Source organism: Amycolatopsis sp. GM8 (assembly GCF_021653975.1).
Lineage (GTDB): Bacteria > Actinomycetota > Actinomycetes > Mycobacteriales > Pseudonocardiaceae > Amycolatopsis_E.
In genome coordinates this window covers 290982-316427 of sequence record NZ_JAJKFK010000006.1, presented here as the reverse complement: position 1 = coordinate 316427, position 25446 = coordinate 290982, and the positions used below count along the sequence as shown (strand labels likewise).

The 25446-nt window shown below is 70.6% G+C and carries 16 protein-coding genes; 6 read left to right on the top strand and 10 right to left on the bottom strand.

Features of this window, described 5'->3' with window-relative positions; all coding sequences use genetic code 11:
* Positions 1–166: 166 nt before the first annotated feature.
* Positions 167–1078, bottom strand: coding sequence for a PDR/VanB family oxidoreductase (locus tag LOZ83_RS27840; protein ID WP_236794659.1), 912 nt, complete (start codon positions 1076–1078; stop codon positions 167–169).
* A gap of 300 nt (positions 1079–1378) precedes the next feature.
* Between LOZ83_RS27840 and LOZ83_RS27835 the strand changes: the two genes are divergently transcribed.
* Genes LOZ83_RS27835 through LOZ83_RS27815 form a run of 5 tightly spaced genes read left to right on the top strand, consistent with a single transcriptional unit; the run spans position 1379 to position 6526 of the window.
* Complete coding sequence (locus tag LOZ83_RS27835; RefSeq protein ID WP_236794658.1) at positions 1379–2512, top strand: ABC transporter ATP-binding protein; 1134 nt, start codon at positions 1379–1381, stop codon at positions 2510–2512.
* Positions 2509–3891 (top strand): ABC transporter substrate-binding protein, encoded by a 1383-nt coding sequence (locus LOZ83_RS27830; protein WP_236794657.1) that lies wholly within the window; start codon positions 2509–2511, stop codon positions 3889–3891. Before LOZ83_RS27835 ends, LOZ83_RS27830 begins: the two co-directional genes overlap by 4 nt.
* Positions 3888–4736 (top strand): metallophosphoesterase, encoded by an 849-nt coding sequence (locus LOZ83_RS27825; protein ID WP_236794656.1) that lies wholly within the window; start codon positions 3888–3890, stop codon positions 4734–4736. Before LOZ83_RS27830 ends, LOZ83_RS27825 begins: the two co-directional genes overlap by 4 nt.
* Positions 4737–4739: 3 nt before the next feature.
* Positions 4740–5678: a carbohydrate ABC transporter permease gene (locus LOZ83_RS27820; RefSeq protein ID WP_236794655.1), complete on the top strand. Its 939-nt coding sequence runs from the start codon at positions 4740–4742 to the stop codon at positions 5676–5678.
* A gap of 2 nt (positions 5679–5680) precedes the next feature.
* Positions 5681–6526: a carbohydrate ABC transporter permease gene (locus LOZ83_RS27815; protein ID WP_236794654.1), complete on the top strand. Its 846-nt coding sequence runs from the start codon at positions 5681–5683 to the stop codon at positions 6524–6526.
* A 244-nt stretch (positions 6527–6770) separates the two neighbouring features.
* Here the strand turns inward: LOZ83_RS27815 and LOZ83_RS27810 are convergent, their stop codons facing one another.
* From LOZ83_RS27810 to LOZ83_RS27795, 4 genes are read right to left on the bottom strand one after another with little or no spacing between them, the layout of a single operon-like run.
* Positions 6771–8960, bottom strand: a complete 2190-nt coding sequence (locus LOZ83_RS27810; RefSeq protein ID WP_236794653.1) for a beta-ketoacyl synthase — start codon at positions 8958–8960, stop codon at positions 6771–6773.
* Positions 8957–16084 (bottom strand): type I polyketide synthase, encoded by a 7128-nt coding sequence (locus tag LOZ83_RS27805; RefSeq protein WP_236794652.1) that lies wholly within the window; start codon positions 16082–16084, stop codon positions 8957–8959. Before LOZ83_RS27805 ends, LOZ83_RS27810 begins: the two co-directional genes overlap by 4 nt.
* A 51-nt stretch (positions 16085–16135) precedes the next feature.
* A complete protein-coding gene (locus LOZ83_RS27800) occupies positions 16136–16738 on the bottom strand; it encodes a GDSL-type esterase/lipase family protein (RefSeq protein ID WP_236794651.1) in 603 nt (200 codons plus the stop codon).
* Between the two features lie 5 nt (positions 16739–16743).
* Complete coding sequence (locus LOZ83_RS27795; protein ID WP_236794650.1) at positions 16744–17964, bottom strand: NAD(P)/FAD-dependent oxidoreductase; 1221 nt, start codon at positions 17962–17964, stop codon at positions 16744–16746.
* 160 nt (positions 17965–18124) lie between these two features.
* Here LOZ83_RS27795 and LOZ83_RS27790 point away from each other — a divergent pair, with 160 nt between their 5' ends.
* Positions 18125–18655: a PaaI family thioesterase gene (locus LOZ83_RS27790; protein ID WP_236794649.1), complete on the top strand. Its 531-nt coding sequence runs from the start codon at positions 18125–18127 to the stop codon at positions 18653–18655.
* A 48-nt stretch (positions 18656–18703) separates the two neighbouring features.
* On the opposite strand, the gene LOZ83_RS27785 is transcribed toward LOZ83_RS27790, so the two are convergent.
* Genes LOZ83_RS27785 through LOZ83_RS27765 form a run of 5 tightly spaced genes read right to left on the bottom strand, consistent with a single transcriptional unit; the run spans position 18704 to position 25420 of the window.
* Positions 18704–20263: a long-chain fatty acid--CoA ligase gene (locus LOZ83_RS27785; protein ID WP_236794648.1), complete on the bottom strand. Its 1560-nt coding sequence runs from the start codon at positions 20261–20263 to the stop codon at positions 18704–18706.
* A gap of 15 nt (positions 20264–20278) precedes the next feature.
* Positions 20279–21619: an acetyl/propionyl/methylcrotonyl-CoA carboxylase subunit alpha gene (locus tag LOZ83_RS27780; RefSeq protein WP_236794647.1), complete on the bottom strand. Its 1341-nt coding sequence runs from the start codon at positions 21617–21619 to the stop codon at positions 20279–20281.
* Positions 21616–22128 (bottom strand): biotin/lipoyl-containing protein, encoded by a 513-nt coding sequence (locus tag LOZ83_RS27775; protein WP_236794646.1) that lies wholly within the window; start codon positions 22126–22128, stop codon positions 21616–21618. Before LOZ83_RS27775 ends, LOZ83_RS27780 begins: the two co-directional genes overlap by 4 nt.
* Complete coding sequence (gene accD, locus LOZ83_RS27770) at positions 22125–23846, bottom strand: acetyl-CoA carboxylase, carboxyltransferase subunit beta (protein WP_236794645.1); 1722 nt, start codon at positions 23844–23846, stop codon at positions 22125–22127. The genes LOZ83_RS27775 and accD overlap by 4 nt, the downstream gene beginning before the upstream one ends.
* Entirely contained in the window at positions 23843–25420 is a 1578-nt protein-coding gene (locus LOZ83_RS27765; protein WP_236794644.1) for a PfaD family polyunsaturated fatty acid/polyketide biosynthesis protein, read from the bottom strand. Before LOZ83_RS27765 ends, accD begins: the two co-directional genes overlap by 4 nt.
* Positions 25421–25446: the final 26 nt, after the last annotated feature.

Below are 25446 nucleotides of genomic sequence, written 5' to 3'. Positions count from 1 at the left end.
GAACAGTGAGCTGCATACGTGCCTTCCGATCTGCCGTTGTTTCTTTCTGGCGCGTGCTCCGGAGACCGGTTGCCCGCGCTGGCTTTCTGGCACTATGACTGGCGAAAACGCTGGACGGAGCCGCGCGCGGTCAAGACCAAACGATCGATTCGCCGTGCCTATCGCGTCAAACGTCCAATACCAGCCGTGCCGAGCGGGCCCGCGAGACGCACACCATCATGCTTTTCCCCGCCGCCCGCTCCGATTCGGACAGCACCGAGTCGCGGTGGTCGACCTCGCCCTCGAGCACCGGGGTCTCGCAGGTGCCGCAGGTGCCCTCGCGGCACGAGGACGGCATCGGCACCCCGGCCGCGTCCAGGACATCCAAAATGGACTCCCCCGGCGCCACCCGGATCGTGTGCCCGGACATCGAGGTGACCACTTCGAACTCCCGCTCCGGCTCGGTGACCTCGATTTCCCGCGGGTGGAACCGTTCCAGCCGCAGCCGTTCCGCTGGGCAGACCCGTTCCACCGCGGCGAGCAGCGGTTCGGGGCCACAGCAGTAGACCGGGTAACCGGAACCGGCGACGATCCCGGCCAGCGGCAGCAGGCCGTGCTCGTCCTCCGGCAGCAGCCGGACCCGCTCGCCGTGGCGGGCGAGCTCCGTGGTGAACGCCATCCGGTCGCGCCGCCTGCCGCCGTAGTGGAGCGTCCAGTCCGCGCCGGCCCGCTCGGCCTCGCGGATCATCGGCAGCAGCGGCGTGACGCCGATCCCGCCGGCCACGAACGTGTAGCCGGGCGCGGGCTCCAACGGGAAGTTGTTGCGCGGCTCGCCCGCCCGCAGCGTGTCACCGGGCATGATCACGTCGTGCAGGTGCCGTGAGCCGCCCCGGCCGGGTTCCTCACGCAGCACGGCGATCCGCCACCGGCCACGGTCGGCGGGATCGCCGCACAGCGAGTACTGCCTGGTCAGGCCGGGCCGGATCTCCAGGTCGATATGGGCACCCGGCGTCCAGTCCGGCAGCTCGTCGCCGCTCAGCACGAACGACACCACGCCTTCGGCCTCACCGGTCTTCGCGGTCACGCGTACTTCTCGCACACGCCCAGCGTGGGCGAATCGGCGGGCAATTCGTCAGGGCACGGCGCGGTTTCGATTCGGCCGATTGAATATCACAATAATGTTCGCCGGTGCGATAAATGATGGCTATCGGTTGATAGTCAGCTCCGATCGGGTCCCGATTGGCGCTGCCGATCGAAGTGCCCGCGATTTCTATTGTTCCTGCAGGACAACGGGTTCGTCGGTGCTGGTGACCCGCTATCGGGGCCACCGTTCACCCCCTATACATTCCGGCGTGCTGGGATTCTCCCGCGAACACGACCGACTCGAAAGGGATATTCGGTGGGCCAAATCCGAATCCGGGCGGCGACCAAACGGTTTGGCGCCGTCACCGCGGTCGACGGGGTGACCCTCGACATCGCCGACGGCGAGTTCCTGGTCCTGCTCGGCCCCAGCGGATGCGGCAAGTCGACCCTGCTGCGCGCCATCGCGGGACTGGCGCAGCTGGACGAGGGACAGCTGGAGCTCGACGGCCGCGACATCACGCACGTCCCGCCGCGCGACCGCGACCTGGCGATGGTGTTCCAGAGCTACGCGCTCTACCCGCACCTGTCGGTCGAGCGCAACATCGGCTTCCCGCTGCGCGCGCGGCGCCGCCCCCGCAAGGAGATCGACCGCAAGGTCACCGACGTCGCCGAAGCGCTCGAGCTGACCGAGCTGCTGCGGCGGCGCCCGCGTGAGCTGTCCGGCGGGCAGCGCCAGCGGGTCGCGCTGGGCCGGGCGCTGGTGCGCGATCCCGGCGCGTTCCTGATGGACGAGCCACTGTCCAATCTGGACGCCAAGCTGCGCGCGTCCACCCGTTACGAGCTCGTGGAACTGCACCGGCGCCTGCGCGGCACGTTCGTCTACGTCACCCACGACCAGGTTGAGGCGATGACCATGGCCACCCGCATCGCCATCCTCTCCGGCGGGAAGCTGGAGCAGGTCGGCACGCCGACCGAGGTCTACGACGAGCCCGCGTCCACGTTCGTCGCCGGGTTCCTCGGCTCGCCGCCGATGAACCTGATCCGCGCCAAGGTGTCCAGCCGCGGCCGGATGCTGTTCGCGGCGGCGCCCGACATCAACCTCCCGCTCGGCCGGATCGGCGTCGTGCCCGAGACCGAGGTCGTGCTCGGCATCCGGCCCGAGCACCTGCGCCCGCACGACTCCCGTCCCGGCATCGAAGGAATCGTGCGGCTGGTGGAGAACCTCGGTGCCGAGGAGGTCGCGCACTGCGACGTCGGCACCGCGCGCGTCGCGGTGCGCGGCCCGCGGCCGCTCGGGCTCGCGCCGGGCGACCCGGTCCGGCTCGCCGTCGAACCCGACCACCTGCACCTGTTCCACCCCACCACCGGCCGGCGCCTGCTGTGGCAGGACGACCCGGCCCCGTCCCCCTCCCCTCGCAACGACGCAACGGAACAAGGAGTACTTGCATGAGAATCACCCGTTTCCACGCCGGCGGCGTACTCGCCGCGGCCACCCTGCTCGGTGTCACGGCGTGTGGTGTCGGCGCCCCGTCGACCTCGGACTCGTCCGCTGTCGCGCAGGCACCGGAGCTCGCCGCCGGCCAGCAGGTGTCGATTGTGTTCGAGAGCTACAACTTCGGCCTCGCCGGCGCCTGGACCGACACGTTCAACGCGCTGATCGCGAAGTTCCAGCAGGCCCACCCGAACATCAAGGTGACCGCGCAGAAGCCGCAGGGCACCGACCCGAACCCGGCCAAGAACGCGGCGTCGAGCGTGCAGACCGAGACCGCCGCCGGCAACCCGCCCGACGTGGCGCAGCTCGGGTTCGACACGCTCGACTTCGCCGCCGGGCAGCTCGGCGCGAAGCCGCTGGACGACCTGGTCACCAAGCAGGCGGTGCAGGACAACTTCGGCGGCCAGTTCCCGTACGCGGCGCCGATCCGCACGCTCGGCGACTACAACGGCAAGACCTACGGCGTGCCGTTCGTGCTGTCCACGCCGGTTCTCTACTACAACGCGACGCTGTTCCAGCAGGCCGGTCTCGACCCGGCGAACCCGCCGAAGACCTGGGCCGAGGTCCAGCAGGACGGCGCGAAGATCAAGCAGGCCACCGGCAAGGACGGCGCCTACGTCGACTGCCTGACCCGGTCCGCGAGCGACTGGTGCTTCCAGAGCCTCGTGCGCTCCAACGACGGCCGGGTGCTCTCGGCCGACCGCAAGACGCTGCAGTTCGCCGACCAGCCGTCGGTGCAGACGGTCAAGACGATGCAGGACATGGTGACCGCGAACGCGATGCCGAAGCTTTCGCAGGTGCAGGCGGTGCAGGGCTTCACCCGCGGTGACCTCGGGATGATGCTGGAGAGCAGCTCGCAGCAGGGCACCTTCCAGAAGGGCGCGCAGGGCGCCAAGTGGGACCTGCGGGCGACGACGCTGCCGACGTTCGACGGGCACGCGGCGGTGCCGACGAACTCCGGTGCCGCGCTGTTCGTGTTCTCCGCCGACCCGGCGAAGCAGCGGGCCGCCTGGGAGCTGATCCAGTTCCTCACCAGCCCCGAGGCCTACGACATGATCACCAGCAAGATCGGCTACCTGCCGCTGCGGCTGGATCTGCTCAACGACCCGGCGCACCTGAAGACCTGGGCCGCGCAGAACCCGATGATCAAGCCGAACGTGGACCAGCTGAACACCGTCGAGCCGTGGATCGCCTTCCCCGGCAACAGCTACCAGCAGATCCGCGACACGATGATGGACGGCGTCGAGAAGTCGGTGTTCCAGGGCGCCGACCCGGCCTCGACGCTCACCGGCGCCCAGCAACAGGTGACGGCATTGCTGCCCGGTGGCGGCAAGTGACGGTTCCCGAACTGACGCTGATCCAGCTGTCGGACACGCACATCGGTGCCGACGGTGAGCTGATGCACGGTCTTGTCGACACATTCGCGCTGCTGCGGCGGGCGATCGAGACCGTGCTCACCGCCGGTGTCCCGGTGCACGGGCTGCTGCTCAGCGGCGATCTCGCCGACTCGGGGAAGCCCGAGGCGTACCGCAGGCTGCGGTCGGTCGTGGATCCGGCGGCGCGCCTGCTGGACGCCGAGGTCGTGTACGTGATGGGCAACCACGACGAGCGGTCCGCGTTCGCGGCGGAGCTCCTGTCCACTTCGGACTACGGGCCGCTCGACTCGGTGCACTGGATCGGCGGCCTGCGGGTGATCGCGCTCGACAGCACGTCCCCCGGCCGGCACGAGGGCATCCTCGACCGGGCGCAGCTGGCCTGGCTGAGCACGGAGCTGGCGAACCCGGCGCCGCGCGGCACCCTGCTCGTCGTGCACCATCCGCCGCTGCCCTCGCCCGCCCCGGCGCCGCACCTGTTGCGGTTGACGGAGATCGACGAGCTGGCGGCGGTGCTGAAGGGCACCGACGTCCGGATGATCCTCAGTGGACACGCGCACCACACCGGATGCGGACAGCTGGCCGGGATCCCGGTGTGGGTGTCGCCCGCGATGGCCTACCGAGTGGACACGCTGCCGCCGAAGGGCCTGTTGCGCGCCCACGCCGGTGCGGGCTTCACCCGGATCGACCTGATCGACGGCACGCTCGTCGCGACGGCGATCGAACTGAGTGACACCCCCACGGTGTACGAGCGGGACCGCGACACGACGGTCCAGCGGATCACCGAAGCGCTCTCGCGGGACAGGTAGCCGATGTTCGTGGAAGTTCCGGCGCCGGCGGTCGTGGCACCCCCTCGGGTGGCACGGCCGTCGGTGCCGCGGCGCCTGCTGCGCGCCGCACCGCCGTATCTGTACGTGGCGCCCGCGCTGGCGCTGCTGGTGATCTGGACGTACCGGCCGCTCGTGCAGACCGCGCAGCTTTCGTTCTATTCCTGGAACCTGCTGCCGACCTCGCCCGCGACCCCGGTTGGTCTGGACAACTATGCCCGGCTGTTCACCCTGCCCGCGGTGGGCGCGTCGGTCTGGCGCACCCTGGAGGTGATCGGTGGCCTGCTGCCGTTCACCGTCGTGATTCCCGTGCTGGTCGGGCTGCTGACGCAACGCATCCAGGGCCGCGCCCGCGCGGTGTACCAGGCGATGGTGTTCGCGCCGCTGCTGGTCGCGCCGGTGGCGAGCGCGACGGTCTGGGAATGGCTGCTCGATCCCGGCGCCGGTCTGCTGAACAAGATCCTGGGCACGAGCACGAACTGGCTGCACGACGCGACCTGGGCGCAGCCGGCGATCATCGTGATCACCGGCTGGCACCTGCTCGGGTTCGCGGTGCTCGTCGTCGCCGCCGGCCTGGCGAACATCAACCGGGACTACACGGAGGCGGCGCTGATCGACGGCGCGTCGCGCGGGCAGATCACCCGGTGGATCACCCTGCCGCTGCTCTCGCCGACGCTCGTGTTCCTGGTGCTGATGACCGTACTGTTGTCGGCGCAGTGGACGTTCCCGCTGATCGACACGATCACCCAGGGCGGTCCGTCCGGTGCCACCACGAACGTCTACTACCTGCTGTGGGACTACAGCTTCCACAGCTTCGATGCCGGGCTCGGCACGTCGGCCGGGATCCTGCTGTTCGTGGTATTCGGTCTCGTGGCGCTGGTGCTGGTCTGGCTGTCGGAAAAACTGGCCTTTCACGACAACTGAGGATGTCCACTGTGGATGCTGTGGTGGCGGAACGCTCACGGTGGCGCACCGTGTCGGGGCACGCCGTGCTGACCGTGCTCGGCGTGCTGTGCCTGTTCCCGATCTACTGGCTGTACGCGACGTCGCTGCGCCGGCCGGAAGACGTGCTTTCCCTGTCGCCGCTGCCGTGGCCGCTTTCGCTCGGCAACTACACCGAGGCCGCGCACCTGGTCGACGTCGGCAGCCTGTTGTTCAACACGACGCTGGTCTCGCTGCTCACGGCCCTGGGCCAGCTGCTGACCGGCCTGCTCGCCGCGTACGCCTTCGCCGCTTGGCGGTTCCGGTTGCAGCGCCTGTGTTACCTGCTGTTCGTCGGGACCTGGCTGGTCCCCTTCCAGGTCACCATGCTGCCGAACTACGTGCTGTTGTTGCAGCTCGGCCTGCTCAACACGCTCGCCGGGGTGATCGTGCCGAACCTGTGCTCGGCGCTCGGTGTGATTCTGTTGCGCCAGCACCTCGACTCGTTCCCGAAGGAACTGATCGAAGCGTCCACAATGGATGGCCGTTCCTCGTGGGCGACGCTGTGGACCGTGGTGGTGCCGAACCTGCGTGCCCCCTTGGCGGCGCTGACCATCCTGCTGCTCGTGACGTCCTGGAACGAGTACTTCTGGCCGGCCCTGGTGCTGCAGCGGACGAACGCGATGCTGCAGCTCGGGTTGCGTAGCTTCATGATCAGCGAGGGCACGCAGGGGACCTACTGGGGTCCGCTGATGGCGGTCGCCGGTCTGGCTTGTCTGCCGATCTTTGTGCTGTATCTGGTGCTGCGGCGGCATATCGTCAGTGCTTTTGTTCGTTCCGGGTTGAAGTGAGTTCTGGGGTGTTGTGGGGAGGGCGCTGAGCGCCCTCGGTTTGCGGGTTGCCCTCCCCCGCCCCGATCTTTGAGTGTTCGCGGGAAGCGCGGCTTGGGATCGGGGCGGGGGAGGGTATGGGCGTTGGTGGGATATCAGGTTCGATGGCCTGGGCTAAGCTAACCCACCACCCGCGCGAGATATCAAAGCTGCCCCTCCCGAATGTGCGGGAGGGGCAGCTTTGTCGTTCCGGAGCCAAGGCCCCCTAACCCCAGGGAGCAGACCCGGGCTCCCGCAACTCCACAGCCACATCGGTCAGCTCGTAGATCCGCATCCCGGGCTTCCACACACTCGCCTCGCCGACCACGCGCACCCGGCCGGGGCGGCGCTCCACGGACTTGATGTGCACCTCGAGTGTCATCTCCCGGTCCTCGGCCAGGATCTGGCCCCGGTAACGCCACGACAGCGCCAGGTTCGCCGGCACCACGAACTCCGGGTCCCGCAGGCCATCCGCCAAGCCGGTGTCGACCGCCCACTCCTGCATCGTCTGGAGGACGGCCTCGACGCCGAGCGAACCGGGCATCACCGGGTCCAGGTGGAAGTGATAGGAGAAGTACCAGTCGTCGGCCCGGATCGGGCGCACCGCGTGCAGGTAGCCCGCACCGAACTTCCCGCCGCCGTCGACGACCGTCATGGCGTCCAGCACGGCCATGTGACCCTGCGAGGCCTTCAGACCGCCCGCCGAAGAACGCCGCGCCGCGATGTCGACCGTGCGGGTCTCAGGGCGCTCAGAATCCAGCCACGGCGGGACGTAACCACCGTTGTCCAAACCGTTCTGATTGGCCAGCGCCGTCTCGTTGAAGAAGCCGAACAGCGACTCCCCCGCGTAGAACGGCTCGCCGTCCACGGACAGCTCGTACGAGAACGACTGCAGCACCGCGCCCACGAGCACCGTCGTGTTCAACAGCCGGCTGGTCTGCTGGATCGTCTTGTCCCGCAGGTCGACCTCGCGCAGCACGGTCGCACTGCCGTCCAGGTTCCGCAGGCAGTAGTCCTCCTCCGGCGCGGTCAGCGTCGCACCCAGGAAGTAACCCAGCAGCAACGCCGACTGCAGTGACGTCTCCATGTACACCACGTTCGGCATGGACGCGTTCGCCGATTCCGCGTAGTACCAGGAATCCGCGGGCGAGTCGTACTCGGTGTGGCCGGTGGCGCCGGTCAGGTTCCCCCGCTCGCCGTCCACCGCCATCACCCGGTCGCACAACTGCAGCCCGTGGTTGGGCATGCGGGTCGCACGACGTCCCGCGGTCCGCGCGAACTCCGGGCCCAGCGCGATGTCCAGACCACCGCGCGCGCTGTGCGTCATGTGGAACTCGCCGAGCAGCGCGCGCTGCCCGAACACGTTGCGGCGGCCGAAGAAGCGCGGGATCACGCCGCCACGCTCCGGTCCGATCGGCGCGCCCGGCTCCTCCACGATCCGCAACGTCAGGTCCCGGACCCGGGCGACCACCGCGCCGTCGCGGCGCAGCTCCGCGTTGACCCGCAGCCACGGCCGCGGGATCAGGTCGATCTCCACCACGTCCAGCGTCAGCTCACCGACGCCTGCGGCCATGGTCTGGACCAACTCCACCTCGCACGCGTCCGGCACGGCTTCGAACCGGGCGCCGGCGAGGCACAGGTGCAGGCCGACCTGGATCGCGAACACCTGCGCCGCCTGCCAGGTGACCTCGACGGCGGCGGTGAGCCCCTCGTCGTGCACCCGGTACGCCGCGTGCAGCTGCCCGCGATTCCACGGCCCGCCGTGGCGGGCCAGGTCGGAGACCGCCGTGAGCGCACCGTGGTCGCACGCCGCCAGGCGGATCGCCGGGTTGACGCCCTCCTGGTCGTAGGCGGGGCCGAACACGGGGGCGATCGCGCCGTGTGCCAGTTCCGCGAGCGCGGACTCGTCCAGCGACACGACGGGCGTCCGGGCGAGCGCCTTGAACGCGCTCATCGTGGACGCGGGTTCCGGCGCGGGGGGACGGGCCGCACCGGCGCGCCACGGCTCCGCCGCCACCGAAAGACCGGTGTCGAGCGAGTACCCGACCGTGACGCGGTAAGCGCTTTCCGCGGCCGCCGTGACCACCGGGGCCGCCGGGCGCACCGGTGCGGGACGGCCGAGCGCGGCGAGCCGGTGGCGCTGCAACCCGGTCTGCACTTCCATCGCGGAGGTGTGCGCCGCGATCAGGTCCTGCCGGAAGTCCTGCAGCAGCTGGGAAACGGCGTCCTCGCGGGCCGGTGCCGGCTCGGCCCGGGGCCGCGGTGACGGCCGCGGGCTGGGCCGCACCGGCTCCGGCAGCGGGATCGGGGCGAGCACGGGCAGCGGCGGCGCCGGCTCGGCCAGCTCCTCCACCGTCCAGGCGAGGGCGTCGAAGGGCTCGCCCGTGAAATCGAGCGCGTCCAGTTGGGCGGTCATCGGTTCTCCTCCCGCAGCCGCACGGCCTCGGCGAACTTCGCGGTCATCTCAGGGGTCGCGATCACCGACAGGTCGGTGTAGCGCTGCAGCACCCGGCCGTCCGGGTCGCTCGCGGTGACGGTCACCGTGACTTGCGTCCGGTCGGAGTTCGCGCGCAGGTCGCCGACCTCCGCGACGAACGGGCGGTCACCGGGCAGCGGCGCGAAGTACTCGATGCGGCCGACCGTCAGCGGCAGGCAGCCCGAGGCCATGAACCACACGCCCAGCAGCGATCCGGCCTGGATCACCACGTCCGACAACACCGGGCTGTGCAGCCCGCCGGCGAACTCGCCGTGTCCGAGCGGCGTGTCCGGCAGCCGGCATTCCGCGACGAAGTGCCGTTCCTCCCGCCGGAGGATCCGCCGGATCCCCTGCAGCAGCGGGCCGTGGAACAGCGTCGCGCTGCGGTACACCTCGAGCCCGTCCTCTTCGCCCGCACCGAGGGCATACGCGGTGCCCGTGGGCGCGGCCGCGGGGCCGGCCGCGAGCACGAACGTGCCGGCGAAATGGGACGGTGGCAGGGTTTTCCCGGGTTCGGCGCTGCGGATCCACGCCTTCACGGTGAGCCGGTCGCCGTCGAGGACACCGGCCTCCACGTCGAGCCAGTAGTCACGCTCGTGGCCGCCGTCGTACACGATGCCCTTGAGGACCTCGAAGCCCGAGACCTCGACCACGCGCAGCCCTGGGTTGGCCCGCTCCAGCACGTTGATCGCCCAGCCGAGCCCGGCGGCCGCAGGGAACACCGGGAACCGGCCGACCTGGTGGTCGAAGATCACCGGGTCGGCGGCGAGCCCGGCGAGGTCGCGATGCGCCTTGAACGCGGGCGTCCGGGCCGGAATCGCGGGCGGGGCAAGGGGATTCGGCGGCCCGGCGAGCACTGACACGTCGTCGGCGCGGGCCGGGGTGAGCTGCTCGGCGAACAGGCGCGCGCCGGCGTCCATCCCGAGCAGTGCGACACCCCGGGAGAGGAACACCTCCCGCAGTTCGGGGGTGACCATGCCGCCGTCCCAGGCACCCCAGTTGATCGTGGTCACCTGGCTCGCGGGGCGCTGGCGCTTCCAGCTGATCCCGACCCGGTTGAGGGCCTCGTTCGCGACCGCGTAGTCAGCCTGCCCGGGGTTGCCGAGCACACCGGCGACCGAGCCGAACAGGATCACGTGCCGCAGTTCGGCCTCGGCGAGCGCGGCGACGACGTTGTGCAGACCGTCCACTTTGGTCGCGAGCACGGTGCGGATGTCCGCCGGGGTCTTGGCGGGCAGCAGCGCGTCGGCGAGTGCGCCGGCGCCGTGCACGATGCCGGTGACGCGCTGGTGGTACGGGGCAAGCGCTGCCTTGGTCGCTTCGGCGTCGGTGACGTCGACCGCGACGTAGTGCACGCGGGCGCCGGTGGCCGCGATCTCCTCGACCGTGGCCCGGATCTCGCGTTGCGCCAGCAGATCGCGGGTGACGCGGTCGATCTGCTTCGGTTTCTCGCCGCGCAGCGCGGCGATGGCGGCGGGCTTGAGCGCGCCGTCGGCGACTCCCGTCGCCCAGGCCGGCTCGTCGGTGAGCTCGGTGCGGCCGAGTAGCAGGAACTCGCACGGCCGGCGGGTGGCCAGTTCCTTGACGCAGTGGGCGGTCACGCCGCGGGCGCCGCCGGTCACGACGAGCACGTCGTCCGTGGTGATCGCCGGTTCCGCGGCAGGGTCCGCGGGTTCGCCGATCGGGCGGGGGCGGATCGTCCAGCGGGTGCGGTCGGCGTCGATCGCGACCTCGCGGGCGTCGGTGGCGGCGTCGGCGAGCTCGTCGAGGACGGCCTCGGTCAGTGCCTCGTCCGTGAGCTCGGGGGCGAGGTCGAGGGCCCGGCAGAACAGCGCGGGCGCCTCCTGGGCGAGGGTTTTGGTCAGGCCGGCGACGCCGCCGATGAGGGACGCGGCGGCGGGCCGGTCACCGCGGTGGCCGAGCGCGCCGTCGATCCGGGTGACGGTGACGAACGCGGCGCGACTGCCGGTGGTGGCGGTGAGGCGGTCATGCACCAGCTTGGCGGTGAGGATGGTGTCGGCGAGGCGGCGGGCCCCGGCCTGCCACTGCCCGTCGGCGGGCAGCACGGTCAGGCAGAGGTCGAGCCGGGTGGCGGGTTCGAGTGCCTTGCCGACCGTGTGCTCGATCCGATCACCGTCCCATGTGGACAGTGCGGCGTCCTCCTGGCCGCCGGCGTCGGCGCGGTGCACGGTCCAGCCGCGCTGTTCGAGTGCCGTGGCGAGCACCTCGGCGGCCGGTTCGCCGTGGTCGATGACCAGAGCTGTCTTGCCGGTCGCGTAGGGCTCGTCGAGCCGGTCGACCGCGGGGAGCCGCACCTGCTCGATCCGCAGCAGCACGGGCTGCTGCTCGGCGGCCGGTGCCAGGGTGTCGCTTGTGGACGGTTCCACGGTCTCGGCGGGCGCTCCGACGAAGGCGACGATGTCGTTGAGCGTCCGCAATTCCGCGACCTGCTCGGGGCCGACTGCGGGGACACCCTCGACGCGATCCTTCAGCGCACCCAGGATCTGGACTCGCTTGATCGAGTCGACGCCCAGGTCGGCTTCGAGGTCCATGGAGAGGTCGAGCATTTCCGGCGGGTAGCCGGTCTTTTCGGAGACGATGTCGACCAGGACGGATCGGACATCCGCGCCCGAAGGTGCGGTCTCAGCAGGCGCTCCGACGAAGGCGACGATGTCGTTCAGCGTCCGCAATTCCGCGACCTGCTCGGGGCCGACCGCGGGGACACCCTCGACGCGATCCTTCAGCGCGCCCAGAATCTGGACCCGCTTGATCGAGTCAACGCCCAGGTCCGCTTCGAGGTCCATGGACAGGTCCAGCATCTCCGGCGGGTAGCCCGTCTTTTCGGAGACGACCTCCACCAGGACCGATCGGACATCCGCTCCTGCCGGGGCCGGCGCGGGCGCTCCGACGAAGCTGACGATGTCGTTCAGGGTGCGCAACTCCGCGACCTGCTCCGGTCCCACAGCCGGAACGCCAGGAACCCGATCCTTGAGCGCGCCCAGGATCTGCACTCGCTTGATCGAGTCGACCCCGAGGTCCGCTTCGAGGTCCATGGACAGGTCCAGCATCTCCGGCGGGTAACCGGTCTTCTCCGAGACCACCTCCACCAGAACCGACTGCACATCGACCCCCGCCGGGGCGGGAGCGCCGACGAAGGCGACGATGTCGTTGAGGGTGCGCAGTTCCGCGACCTGCTCCGGTCCCACGGCCGGGACGCCAGGAACGCGATCCTTGAGAGCGCCCAGAATCTGGACACGCTTGATGGAATCGACGCCTAGGTCGGCTTCGAGGTCCATGGACAGGTCGAGCATCTCCGGCGGATATCCGGTCTTCTCGGAGACGACCTCCACCAGGACTGACTGCACGTCCACGCCCGCCGGGGCGGAGGCAGGGGCAGGGGTGCCGACGAAGGCTACGATGTCGTTCAAGGTCCGCAATTCCGCGACCTGCTCAGGGCCCACAGCCGGGACGCTGGGAACGCGATCCTTCAGGGCACCCAAGATCTGGACACGCTTGATGGAATCGACACCCAGATCCGCTTCGAGATCCATGGACAGGTCCAGCATCTCCGGCGGATAACCGGTCTTCTCCGAGACCACCTCCACCAGAACCGACTGCACGTCCACGCCCGCCGGGGCGGGGGTGCCGTTCATCGACGGCGGTTCCGGGCTGGCGTCGAGCTGCTGCGGGATGACGGGGTCCGGCAACGCGGGCAGGTCGGCGGGCTCGGCGTAGGCCACCGGGTGGTGGCCGTTGCCCGCAGCACCGTTGTCCCCAGCGCCGTGATCTCCGGTCCCATTGGTCGTGGTGGGCACCGGAGCGCCGCCGAACTCCAGGGTGGTCAGCGAGGCCAGGATTTCGTTGACCCGCGTGTGCGTCTGGCCGAGTGCGAGGCTGTGCTCCTTGACAGCGTCGACGGTCGCGTACAGCCGGTCGTCCACCCCGCCCGTGCGCTGGGCCTCGCGCAGGACCGAGACGAGGTCCTCGGCGACGCGCAGCTGACCTTCGGCGTAGTGGCTGTGCAACTCCAAATGCTGCTGCGCGACTGCGTCCACGCCGGGTCCACTGTGGACAACCGGCGCCGCCACGGGAGCGACCGCGGCGACAGGAGCCGGAGCGGCCACCGGAACCAGCGGAGCGACTGGAGCCGCCACCGGAGCCGGAACCACCGCAGGGGCCGCCGGAGCCGCGGGCACCGAAGCGGCACCCGCCGCCCGGGCCGCCGCCACGGCTTCCAACTCGACCTTCTCGCTCAGCCCGGTCTGGTAGGCCTGCCGCCGCGAGTCGGGCACGTAGTCGCGGCCCGTCAGGCGCACCACCATGCCCTGCGGCTCCGCCTCGACGACCGCCGGCGCGTCGTGCCGGTGCACCGCGCGCAGCGGCACACCGAGCACGGCCAGCCGCAGCGCGGCCTTCTTCAGCGCGACATCTCCGTCGCCCGTCGGGCCGGCGTCGGTCGCGATGGCGACCACGTCCTCGCCCAGCGTCCGCTGCACCAGCTGGGTCAGCACACCCTTCGGCCCGAACTCGACGAACACCCGGCAGCCGTCGGCGTGCATCGCCTGCAGGCCGGCCACGAACTCGACCGGCTTGAGCAGCTGCTCGGCCAGCACCCGCCGGTTGGTCGCGACCCGCGAGCCGTACTCGGCGCCCTCGGAGTTCGCGTACACCTTGGTCTTCGGCGCCCGGATGCTGACGGCTTTCACGGCCTCGCGGAACGGTTCGACCGCGTGCGCCACGTACTTGGTGTGGAACGCGGCCGCGACCGGCAGCTCCCGCACGGTCAGCCCGCGCTCGCGGCACGCCGAGACCAGCGCGGCGACGGCCGGGGAACCGCCGCCGACCACGATCTGGGTCGGTGCGTTGTGGTTGCAGATGCTGACTTCGGGGTGGTCGCGCAGGATCTCGGCCACGTCCTCGCGGCTCGCCTGCACCGCCGCCATCGTGCCGGGGTCGCCGTCGCCGGACAGCGCCATCGCCTCGCCGCGGGCCTTGGCCAGCGCGAAGAAGTCGGCGTCGTCGAGCGAGCCCGCCGCCCACAGTGCGGTCAGTTCACCGAAGCTGTGGCCGAGGAACCCGCCGCACTCCAGCCCGCGCTCGGCGAGGAACCGGTACTGCCCCGCCGCCAGCGCACCGATCGCCGGCTGGGCGTATTCGGTGCGCCGCAACACGTTCTCCTGCTCGTTGCGCTCCTCCGGGTCGAACACCGGCGGCGGGAACACGACGGGCGCGAGCGGGCGCGGCGAGTCGGCGAACACCGCGTTCGCCTCGTCGAAGGCGCCCGCGACGGTCGGGTTGTTCAGCACGGTCGCCAGACCCATGTCGACGTACTGGCTGCCCTGCCCGGCGAACAGCGCACCGACCTTCAGGTCGGCCAGCGCGTGCCGCCGGTAGAAGATTCCCTTGGGGTGCGACCATTCCGGTTCGTCCACATGGGACTCGACCTCGCCCGCGGCCAGCTCGCGCAGCGCCGCGGCCTCCTGCTCGTCGCGCGCGACGAACCCGACCCGGGCGTGGTCCGCCGGGATCTCGGCGTCATCGGCGGGCGCGCTCGACCGCACCAGCCCGGCCAGCTCCCGCGCGTCGGCCGCGTGCCACAGGTGCACCTGAGCGGTGCGGTGCATGGTGCGCAGTTCCGCGCGGTCCGAACTGGTTTCCTCCAGCACGGCGTGGAAGTTCGTGCCACCGAAACCCATCGCCGAGGCCGCCGCCCGGCGCCGCGGCCGGTGCGGGTCCAGGATCCACGGGCGGGTCCTCGTGTTGATGTAGAACGGGGAGTCCTCGCCCAGGGCGCGGTTCGGCTTGGTGACGTTGATCGTCGGCGGCAGCACCTTGTGGTACAGCGACATCGCGAGCTTGATCAGGCTCGCCGCGCCCGCGGCGCCCTTCGTGTGCCCGATCTGCGATTTCACGCTGCCGATCGCGGCGTAGCCGTTCTCCTCGGTCGACTCGCGCAGCACCGAGGTGAGTGCTTCCAGTTCGGTCGCGTCGCCGACCCGGGTGCCGGTCGCGTGCGCCTCGAACAGGCCGATCGACGAGGGCGAGCAGTCCGCGTCCTCGTACGCGCGGTGCAGCGCGGCCTGCTGGCCCTCGGCGCGCGGGGCGTAGATGCTCTTGAACCGGCCGTCGCTCGACGAGCCGATGCCGCGGATCACCGCGTAGACCCGGTCGCCGTCGCGCTGGGCGTCCGCGAGCCGCTTGAGCGCGAGCATGCCGACGCCCTCGCCGACGAGCGTGCCGTCGGCGCTGTCGTCGAGCGGCTTGATCTGCCCGGACTTCGACAGGGCGCCGACCTTGCTGAAGCACATGTAGCCGAAGATCGAGTTCTCGGTGTCACAGCCACCGGTGATCATCAGGTCGGACCGGCCGGACACCAGCTCGCCGATCGCGACGTGCACCGCGGACAGCGAGCTCGCGCAGGCGGCGTCGATCGTGCAGTTCATCCCGCCGAGGTCGAGCCGGTTCGCGACCCGGCCGGCGATCACGTTGCCCAGCAGGCCGGGGAACGAGTTCTCCTCCCACGGGGCGAACGCGGCCGCGTACTTCTCGGCGATCTGCTCGGCGTCGGCCTGGGTGAGCCCGCAGCTGCGGACGACCTCCTTGAGCACCGGGGTGGACAGCCGCGCCGCGAGCGGGTGCGACAGCGTCGTCGGGCCCGCGACGCCGAGCACCACACCGGTGCGCTCGGGCCGGTACCAGTCCGCGCCGGGCGCGCCCGCGTCGGCGAGCACGTCCCGCGCCACCAGCAGGCTCAGCAGCTGGACGACGGTGGTGACCTCGAGCTGGTTCGGCGGCAGGCCGAACTCGGTGACGCTGAACGGGACCTCGGGCACGAAACCGCCGCGCCGGCAGTAGGTCTTGTCCGGCACGGCGGGGTCCGCGTCGTAGTAGTCGTCGATGTTCCAGTGCGTCCCGGGCACCTCGGAGGTGCAGTCGGCCGCGCCGACGATGTTCTGCCAGAACTCGCCGAGGTTGCGCGCCATCGGGAACAGGCTCGACATCCCGACGATCGCGACCGGGTTGTCGGCGAGCCGCCGGGTGGTGGTCTGGTGGTGGTCGTTCACGTGCCAACCCCTGTCTCAGGCTGAGGTTCGCTGATCGCCGTTGATCAGGATTTACGTTCGGTAGGTCAGGGCTTCGTCGATCAGGTCGGCCATGGCGATGCCGATGGCCTGGTGCCCGGCGGGGCTCGGGTGCATGCCGTCGGCGCACCACATGACCGGATCGGTGGCCAGTGGCGCGTTCGCCAGGTCGAGGCAGACCAGGTCGAGCTCGAAGACGAGCTTCTCCAGGAACTCGTTCGCCTCGGCGAACCGCGCCCGCAGCAGGGCGCGGGTGGGGCCGTCGAGGCCGGGCAGCCGGTCCGGGATGCCCGGCCAGCTGGTGGTGAACACCAGCCGCCCGGGCTGGACGAGACTCGTGTAGACGTGCCGCAGGTTGCGCTCGAACCGGTCACGGTCGTAGTCGGTGACGAGATCGTTGCCGCCGACGATCACACCCATCAGCGGCGCGGGGTTGTCGAGCGCCACGGACAGCTGGTGGTCCACGGCGTCGCGGGTGGTGGCGCCGAACGAGCCGAGGTTGAGCACTCCGTCGGCGACGCCGAGCGCCTGGGCCATATGCACGACGAAACCGGTGAAGGTGCCGTCGGCGCGCACGACGCCACCGCGGCCCTCCGCGCAGCTGTCGCCGAGCACGGTCAGCTTCCGGTGCGGCATCGGTGTCACACCTGGGCGCCGGTGCCGAGCAGTTTCGCCATCCGCTCGGGGGCGAAGAACTCCTCGCCGGTCATCCCGCCGCCGATCATCGCGTAGAAGTCCTTCGCGTATTCGGGGTTGGCGCCGAGCGCCTGGAATACCGCGAGCAGCTGCGGGGTGAGCTCAAGGGTCGAAATGGCGCAGGTGAACTCGAAGCCGGAATGGGACTTCTCGTCGCGCTCTCGCTGGTATTCGGCGAGCGCCTCGGTCATCGGGCGGTCGCCGTTGAGGCCCTCGCGCACGCGGGCGGCGAGCAGTTCGGCGTATTCGAACGCGTCCGAGATACCGAGGCCCGTCAACGGGTCCTTGTGGTATCCGGCGTCGCCGACCAGTGCCCAGCCGTCGCCGTGGGACTGGCGGTAGTAGTTGTCCGGGTACCGCATCGGGTAGAAACGGTCCTCCCGCTTCCCCTTCGTGGCGAGCTCCTCGGCGAATTCCGGCACGATGTTCCGGGCGATCTGGTGGAAATTGCCTTCGACGTCTTTCCGGAAATCCTCGAAAGCGTCGATCTTGCGCATCACGGCGACCAGGGTCTGGTCATTGTGGGTCGGCCAGATACCGATCTGCTCGCGGGCGCCGATGCGGCTGTGGAAATCGGTCTTGACCCCGCTGAAATAGGTGTAGTAGATAAAGCATTCGGCGGGCACCTGCTGGTAGATCGCGGCGTCGACCGCGCTCGCGACGAACGAGTTGCGGCCGTCCGCGCCGATCACGATCCGGGCCCGCTCCTCCTTCACCTCGGCGCCGGCGTACCCGCCGCGGATGCCGACCACGGCACCGTCTTCGATGATCAGGTCACGCACCGTATAGCCCTCGCGCACCTCGGCGCCCGCCTCGCGCGCGCCCTCGACCAGCACGGTGTCCAGCACGGTGCGGCGCGGCGCGCAGGTGAAGTCGATTCCCTGGATGGGGTCGGCGAAACCGGCGATCAGGATGTCCAAATAGGACACGTTCATCTGGTTGATGCGGGGAACTCCCGTGGCCATCAGCTTGTCCAGCAGACCCCAGGCGGCGAGCCGGGCCAGCCCGCGCTGCTGGAGGTAGTGCGTGGAGATGGTGTCACTCGGGAAGGTCGACCGGTCGACCACGAGCACCCGGTAACCCTGTTTCGCCAGCAGCATGCCGACCGGCGAACCCGCGCAGCGCGCGCCCACCACGATCGCGTCGTACATTACGGCGCCTCCCACCGAATCACTCGTTCTTCCGACGGCAATAGTCAACCGCAAGGGGCACGCGCGCGGAGATCACCATGCGCAGCATCGATCGGATCATTTACAAAGCCGATGAACAGCGATTATTCAATTCTCGTTCACCATGGATTATCGCTGCCGTGCCGTAATTGAACGCATGCCGACAGGAAATGGGCCCGCGCCGGGTATCGCCGCGGCGCAGGCGGAACTGCTGAAGCTGGCCGGTGCCGGGACTCCCGGCTACGAGCAGATCCGGCGCACCGTGGACACCCTCGTACCGTTCGTGAACAAGGTGGGGGTGCGGATCACGGAGCTGGGTCCCGGCTCCGCGGTGGCGGAGGTGCCGGAGCAACCGGACATGATGAACCATCTCGGCACCGTGCACGCCGGCGCGCTGTTCCTGGCGGCGGAGGTCGCGTGCGCCGGGGCGTTCTCCGGCGCGGTCGCGCCGCGCATCCTGCACGTGCGGACGTTCGTGTTGCGGGACTGCCGGTCCACGTTCCTCAAGCCCGCCCGCGGCCGCATCCGCGCCCGCGGCACCGTGAGTTCGCCGGCGCTGGCGGCGGCCGTGCGCAGCCGGGCCGAGGAACAGTTCGACCTCACCGGCAAGGCGCTGTTGTATGACGACCGCGAGAACCTGATCGCGAAGGTCGACCTCGACTACCTCTGCTGGCTCGGCGCCGCCTGACCACCCCGGCGAGTCCGGCACCCGAGCCGGACTCGCCGAGGGGGGCGGTCAGGAGTACAGACTCTCGATGGTGTCGGCGTAGTCGCGTTCGATCTCGGCGCGGCGCAGGCGCAGGGACGCCGTCATATGTCCTTTTTCGACTGTGAAGTCCTCGGGCAGGATCGCGAACCGGCGGATCGACTCGGCGCGGGACACCAGTTCGTTCGCCGCGTCGACGGCCGAGGAGATCTCCGCACGCACCCGCTCGTCGTCGAGCCCCGCCGCCGCGGCGTCGAGGGTGATCAGCGCCGCGACATACGGACGCGCCTCCCCCACCAGCATGCAGTTGGCGACCAGCGGATGCAGCCGGACCCGGTCCTCCAGCGGCGCGGGTGCCACGTTCTTCCCGCCGCTGGTGACCAGGATTTCCTTGCGCCGCCCGGTGATGTGCAGGAACCCGTCGTCGTCGAGCCGGCCGAGGTCACCCGTCGCGAGCCACTCCTCGCGGCCGCCGTCCGGCCAGTACCCGGGGTAGACCTGGTCGCCCTGCACCAGAATCTCGCCGTCGTCGGCGATCGCGATCGTCGTGCCCGGCACCGGGCGCCCGACCGCGCCCCGGCGGATGGCGCCCGGCGCGCTCATGCTCACCGTGGACGACGCCTCGGTGAGCCCGTAGGCGCCGATGATCTGCACGCCCAGCTCGGTGAAATAGTCCGCTGTGGACGGTTCGAGTGAGGCGCCGCCGGCGATCACATAGGACAGCCGGCCGCCCAGCATCCCGCGCACCTGCTCGGCGGTGAGCGCCCGCGCGGCCTTCCGGATCTTCTCGAGGACGTAAGGAACTCCGACGAGGAACGTCGGCCGGAACGCGGGCAGCTCGCCGACCAGGTCGGCCGCGCTCGTCACCAGACCCGTGTGCACCCCGGACCAGACACAGCCGAACTGCACCACCCGCCCGTAGACATGCGCCAGCGGAAGGAAAAGCAGCGTCGACGCGTCCGGGGCCCGGAAGAGCGTGTCGAGCAGTTCCACCACGTTCGCCGCGGCCGCGAAGATGTTGCGGTGGGTGAGCATGCAGCCCTTCGGCAAACCGGTGGTGCCGCTGGTGTAGACGATCGTCGCGAGATCGTCGGCACGCACCTCGCCGCGACGTTTCCCGGCCAGCGCGTCCGGCACGCCGGCGCCGAGCGAGATCAGCTCATCGAGCGAACCGAGCAGCCACGACCGGACACCGACCAGTTCGGTCTGCTCGGCGGTTTCCGCGAAGCACGCGACCGGGCCCGAGTCCGCGACGATATGGCGCACCTGCTCCGCCGACGCCGTGGGATAAACGGGCACGACCACCGCGCCGACGCTCAGCAGCGCGAAGTCCGCGGCCGACCATTCGACGCTGGTGCGGCCGAAGATCAGCACCCGGTCCCCGGCGTTGATCCCGGCCGCCAGCAAGCCTTTCGCGAGACCGTGCACGAGCGCACCGAACTCGCCGTAGCTCACGTCCTGCCAGCCATCGGCGGTTTTCCGGCTCAGCACCGGGGATTCCGCGCGGGAAACCGCTTTCTCGTAGACGACGTTCACCAGATTGTCGTCGTCCGCCAGCTTCACGAGCGCTGGAACGCTGTGTTCCCGCACGGCTTTTCCTCCCGGTCAGAGCGATTCGATGAACGTCGTGTCATGCTCGGCCGCGCGGAAGCGCGGGTGGTCCAGTACCTCGCTCAGGAACTCCGCCGTGGTGGCGACGCCCGGGCCGCGCACCTCGACCTCGGCGAGCGCGCGGCGCATCCGCGCGATCGCGGCGTCGCGGTCGGGCGCCCACACGATCACCTTCGCCAGCATCGAGTCGTACAGCGGCGGCACCCGGTATCCCGGGTACACATGCGTGTCGATGCGGGTGAACGGGCCGCCGGGCAGCCGGCACACGTCGAGCACGCCCGGCGCGGGCGCGAAATCGCGCGCCGGGTCCTCCGCGTTGATCCGGCATTCGATAGCCGTGCCGCGGGTGACCACGTCCGCCTGCGTGTAGCCGAGCGGCTCACCGGATGCGATCCGCAACTGCTCACGCACGAGGTCCAGACCAGTCACGACCTCGGTGACCGGATGCTCGACCTGGAGCCGGCAGTTGACCTCCATGAAGTAGAACCGGCCGGCCCGCGGGTCGACGAGGAACTCGAAGGTGCCCGCGCCGACATAGCCCGCGGCCTGCGCGCCGCGCACGGCGGCCTCGCCCATCTCACGGATCAGGTCGTCCGGCAGCGAAGGCGCCGGCGACTCCTCCACCAGCTTCTGGTGCCGGCGCTGCAACGAGCAGTCACGCGCGCCGAGATGCACGACATTTCCGTGCTGGTCGGCGAAAACCTGGATCTCGACATGCCGCGCGGACTCCAGGTACCGCTCGACGTACAGCCGCCCGTCGCCGAAGACCGCCTGCGCCGCCGCGCGCGTGCGCGCCCACGAGCGGGAGAACTCGGCGGCCGAGCGCACCACGCTCATGCCGCGCCCGCCACCGCCCGCGACCGCTTTCACGATCACGGGGTAGCCGATCTCGCCGGCCAGCGTTTCGGCCTCGTCCGCCTCCAGCGCGTCGCGGCTGCCCGGCAGCAACGGCAGTCCGGCGCCGGACATGATCGCCCGCGCGCTCGACTTGTCGCCCAGCTGTGCCATCACCTTCGCCGGCGGCCCGACGAACGTCAGGCCCTCCGCCTCGCACACCTCGGCGAAGTCCGGGTTCTCCGACAGGAAACCGTATCCGGGGTGGATCGCGTCCGCGCCCTTCGCCCGCGCGGCCTCGATCACCGCCGGAATGCTGAGATAGCTGTCCTTCGCCGGGCCGGGTCCGATTTGGACGGTCTCGTCCGCGAGCCGCACCGCGGCCGAGTCACGGTCGGTGCTCGAATGCGCGACGACCGTGCGGATGCCCATCTCCGCACACGTGCGGACGACGCGGACCGCGATCTCGCCGCGGTTGGCGACCAGTACGCAGCCGATCACGAGACCGGTTCCAGCAGCATGAGCGCCTGCCCGTGCTCGACGGGCGTGCCGTCCTCGACACAGATCTCGACGACCCGGCCCTGGCGGTCGGCCTCGACCGGGATCATCAGCTTCATCGCCTCGATGATCGCGATCTGCTGGCCGGGCCGCACGGTGTCGCCCACCGCGACGAACGGTTTCGCGGTGGGTTCCGGCGCCCGGTAGAAGGTGCCGACGGTGAGCGCGCTGACCGCGACCGTCCCGGCCTTGACCGGTGCCGCCGCCGCGGGAGCCGCGACGGGTTCGGCCCGCGGCACCGGGACCGCTTCGACCGGCGCGGCCGCCACGACCGGAGCCGGTGCGGCGGGGGCGAGCGGCCACTCGACCTCCATGGAGACGTCGCCCGCGCTCAGCCGCACCGCGCTGGGCAGCTGCGGCGCCTCGGCGCACAGCGCGAGCACCTGCTCCCGCAGCACGCTCACGACCTGCTCCACGTCCAGCGACGCGACCGCGCTTCCGTTGATGCTCACCGGGCATTCTCCGTTTCGTCCACAGTGGAATCCATCAGTACCGCGCCGCTCGCGCCGAACTTGCGGAAGCGCTTGCGCCGCCCCGTGACCAGGCTCATCTGGTCCAGCGGCACCAGCTTCGCGAGGCTGCCGGCGAGCGCGGCGCGCAGGTTGTCGGCCGCCCGCAGGTGGTCGGTGCCCGCGCCGCCCTCGGGTTCGGGGATGACGCCGTCGACCACGCCTTGGGCCAGCAGCGAACGCGAGTCCACGCGCAGCGCCTCGGCGGCCTTCGGCGCCGCCGCCGGGTCCTTCCACAGGATCGCCGCGCAGCCCTCCGCGCTGATCACCGAGTAGACCGCGTTGGCGCACATCAGCACCCGGTCGGCGAACGCCAGCGCGAGCGCGCCGCCGCTGCCGCCCTCACCGGTCACGACCGCGACCACCGGCACCGGCAGCCCGGCCATCAGCTTGAGGTTCTCCGCGATCGCGACGGCCTGCCCGCGTTCCTCGGCCTCGATGCCGGGGTAGGCGCCCGCGGTGTCGATCAGCGTGATCACCGGCAGCCCGAGCTTGCCCGCGAGCCGCATCACCCGCGCGGCCTTGCGGTAGCCGGCCGGGGTGGGCATGCCGTAGTTGCGCTCGGCGAGCTCGCCCGCCGTGTGCCCCTTCTGGGTGCCGATCAGCACGACCGGCTGGCCCTCGAACCGGCCGATCCCGGCCACCAGCGCCGGGCAGTCCTCGGACATCCGGTCGCCGTGCAGCTCGTGGAAGTCCTCCAGCAGCATCGACACGTAGTCCAGAGTGGACGGACGGGTCAGCGCGCGGGCGGCCCGCACGCACTCCCACGGCGAGCGCTCCGGCAGCTGCTCCGGGTCCGTGATCAGCGCGCCACCCGGGTCCCGCTGCACCGGCGGCACGCTCGCCGGGCGGCGGGTCGCGACCGACAGCAGCTGGCCGAGCGTCGAGCGCAGTGCGGCGCGCGGCCGGATCATGTCGATGATCCCGTGTGTCGAGAGGAACTCGGCGGTCTGGAAACCGTCGGGCAGGGTCTGCTTGATCGTCTGCTCGATCACCCGCGGCCCGGCGAAGCCCAGGCGCGCGCCCGGCTCGGCGATGATGATGTCGGTGGACGTCGCGTAGGACGCGGCCACCCCGCCGAACGTCGGGTCGGTCACCAGTGACACGGTCAGGATGCCGGCCTCGTCGAGCTGGCCCAGCGCCTGGCTGGTCTTCGCCATCTGCATCAGCGAGAGCACGCCCTCCTGCATGCGCGCCCCGCCGGAGGCGGTGACCAGCAGCAGCGGGGTGCGCTCGGCGAGCGCGACCTCGCAGGCGCCGGTGATGGCCTCACCGACCGCGGTGCCGAGGCTGCCGCCGAGGAACCGGAAGTCCATCGCCGCCACCACGACCGGGTTGCCCTCGATCCGGCCCCGGGCGCACAGCACGCCCTCGACCAGTCCGGTCCGCCGGCGCGCGTCGACGAGCCGGTCAGCGTACGGCTTGGTGTCGGTGAACCCCAGCGGGTCACTGTCGGACACAGCGAGTTCGAGCGGCCGGACCGAGCCGTCGTCGAGCAGGCTGTCCAGCCGCTCGGCGGCGGTCAGTGGCGCGTGGTGCCCGCATTCGGGGCAGACCCGGCCGGCCTGGGTGAACCGCTTGCCGTACAGCATCTTCTTGCAGCCGCCGCACAGTAGCCACGACGGTGCTTCCTTCGGTTCGACCGTCTGCAGAGCGGTCATGAGGCCTCTTCCGTCAGGGGAGCGGGAACATACGTGGAGCACGCCGCGGGCAGCCGGACCCCGGCGGCGCGCAGCTGGTTGACGCGGGTGGTGAACGCGGCGCCGCGCATGATCTGCGTGGCGAGATCGGCGACGTGGCGGTGCCCGGGCGCGGCGAGGTAGGTCCCGGCGACCCACTCGTTGAAGCCGCCCATCGCCGGGCCGCACCAGATCTGGTAGTCGGCGACCCGCGCCGGGTCGGCCGCCATGCTCCAGCCCGAGGAGCGGCCGAGATACCAGCGGAAGATCAGCGCCATCCGCCGTTTCGGGTTGCCCTCGGCGCGCGCGATCTGCTCCGGGTCGCGCTCGGTGAAGTAGCGCACGCAGTCGGCCCACACCTCGTCGAAGGACCGCTGGAAGATCCGCTGCTCCAGCTCCGCGCGCTCGGCGGCGGGGATGTCGTCGATACCGTCGCGGGAACGGTAGGTGTCGTACAGTCGCCGCGCGCGGCTCGCGAACATGGTGCCGCGCTTGAGCACCTGCACGTCGACACCCAGTTCGAACATGTCCGAGGACGGCGCCATCTCCGTGTCGGCGCTGCTCGCCTGGGCCAGCAGCCGCTTCGCCGGCTCGGACTGGTCGGCCTCCAGCGAGGCCTGGTTGATCGACCCGGTGACGATGTAGGAAGCGCCGAGCGCGAACGCCGCGGCGGCCGCCGCCGGGGTACCGATACCGCCCGCGGCACCGATCCGGACCGGCCGGGCGTAGCCGGCTTCGCGCCACACCCGGTCACGCAGGGCGAGCAGCGACGGGATGAGCACCGGCAGCGGCCGGCGGTCGGTGTGCCCGCCGGAGTCGGCCTCGCCGGTGATGTCGTCGGCCATCGGCACCGACGCCGCCAGCTCGGCCTGCTCGGCGGTGATCTCGCCCGCGGCGAGCAGCTCGCGCACGAAGCTCGCCGGTGCCGGGCGCAGAAACCGCTCGGCGACCTCGGCGCGGGAGACCTTCGCGAGCACCCGGTTGCGGGTCACCACGCGCCCGTCGCGGTCGCGGCCGAGCCCGGCGAGCCGGTACTTGACCACGAACGGCGTCAGGTCGATGAACGCCGAGGCCTCGACACAGCGGACCTCGTGCCGCAGGCAGGCGTCCACAATGGCCCGTTCCAGCGCGGGTTCGCTCGGGCTGTGGATGAGGTTGCAGGAGAACGGCTTGCCCTGGGTCTCGCGCCGGATCCCGGCCAGCGCCTCGTCGATCTTCGCCGGGACCACCCCGGCGGCGCCGAACGAGGACAGGAACCCGGCCCGCGCGAGCGCGGTGACCAGGCGGACCGACGCGATGCCGTTCGCCATGGCGCCCGCCTGGTAGGCGTAGCGCACGTCGTGGTGGGTACGGAACTCCGGGTCCCCGAGGGACTCCGGGCGCAGTGCGGGAACCGCGGCGAGCACCTGCGCACGCCTTGCCGTGCCGGCGTCCGTGGTGACGGCGAGACCGCCACCGTCTCGGACGACGAACACCGGGCTATCTAAAATGGACAGTTGATGGTAGATCGACGCCTCGTCGCGTGCCAGTGCCGGTGACGTGATTGCGATGCTCACGGCTCAATTCTTCGGGCAGTCGGGAA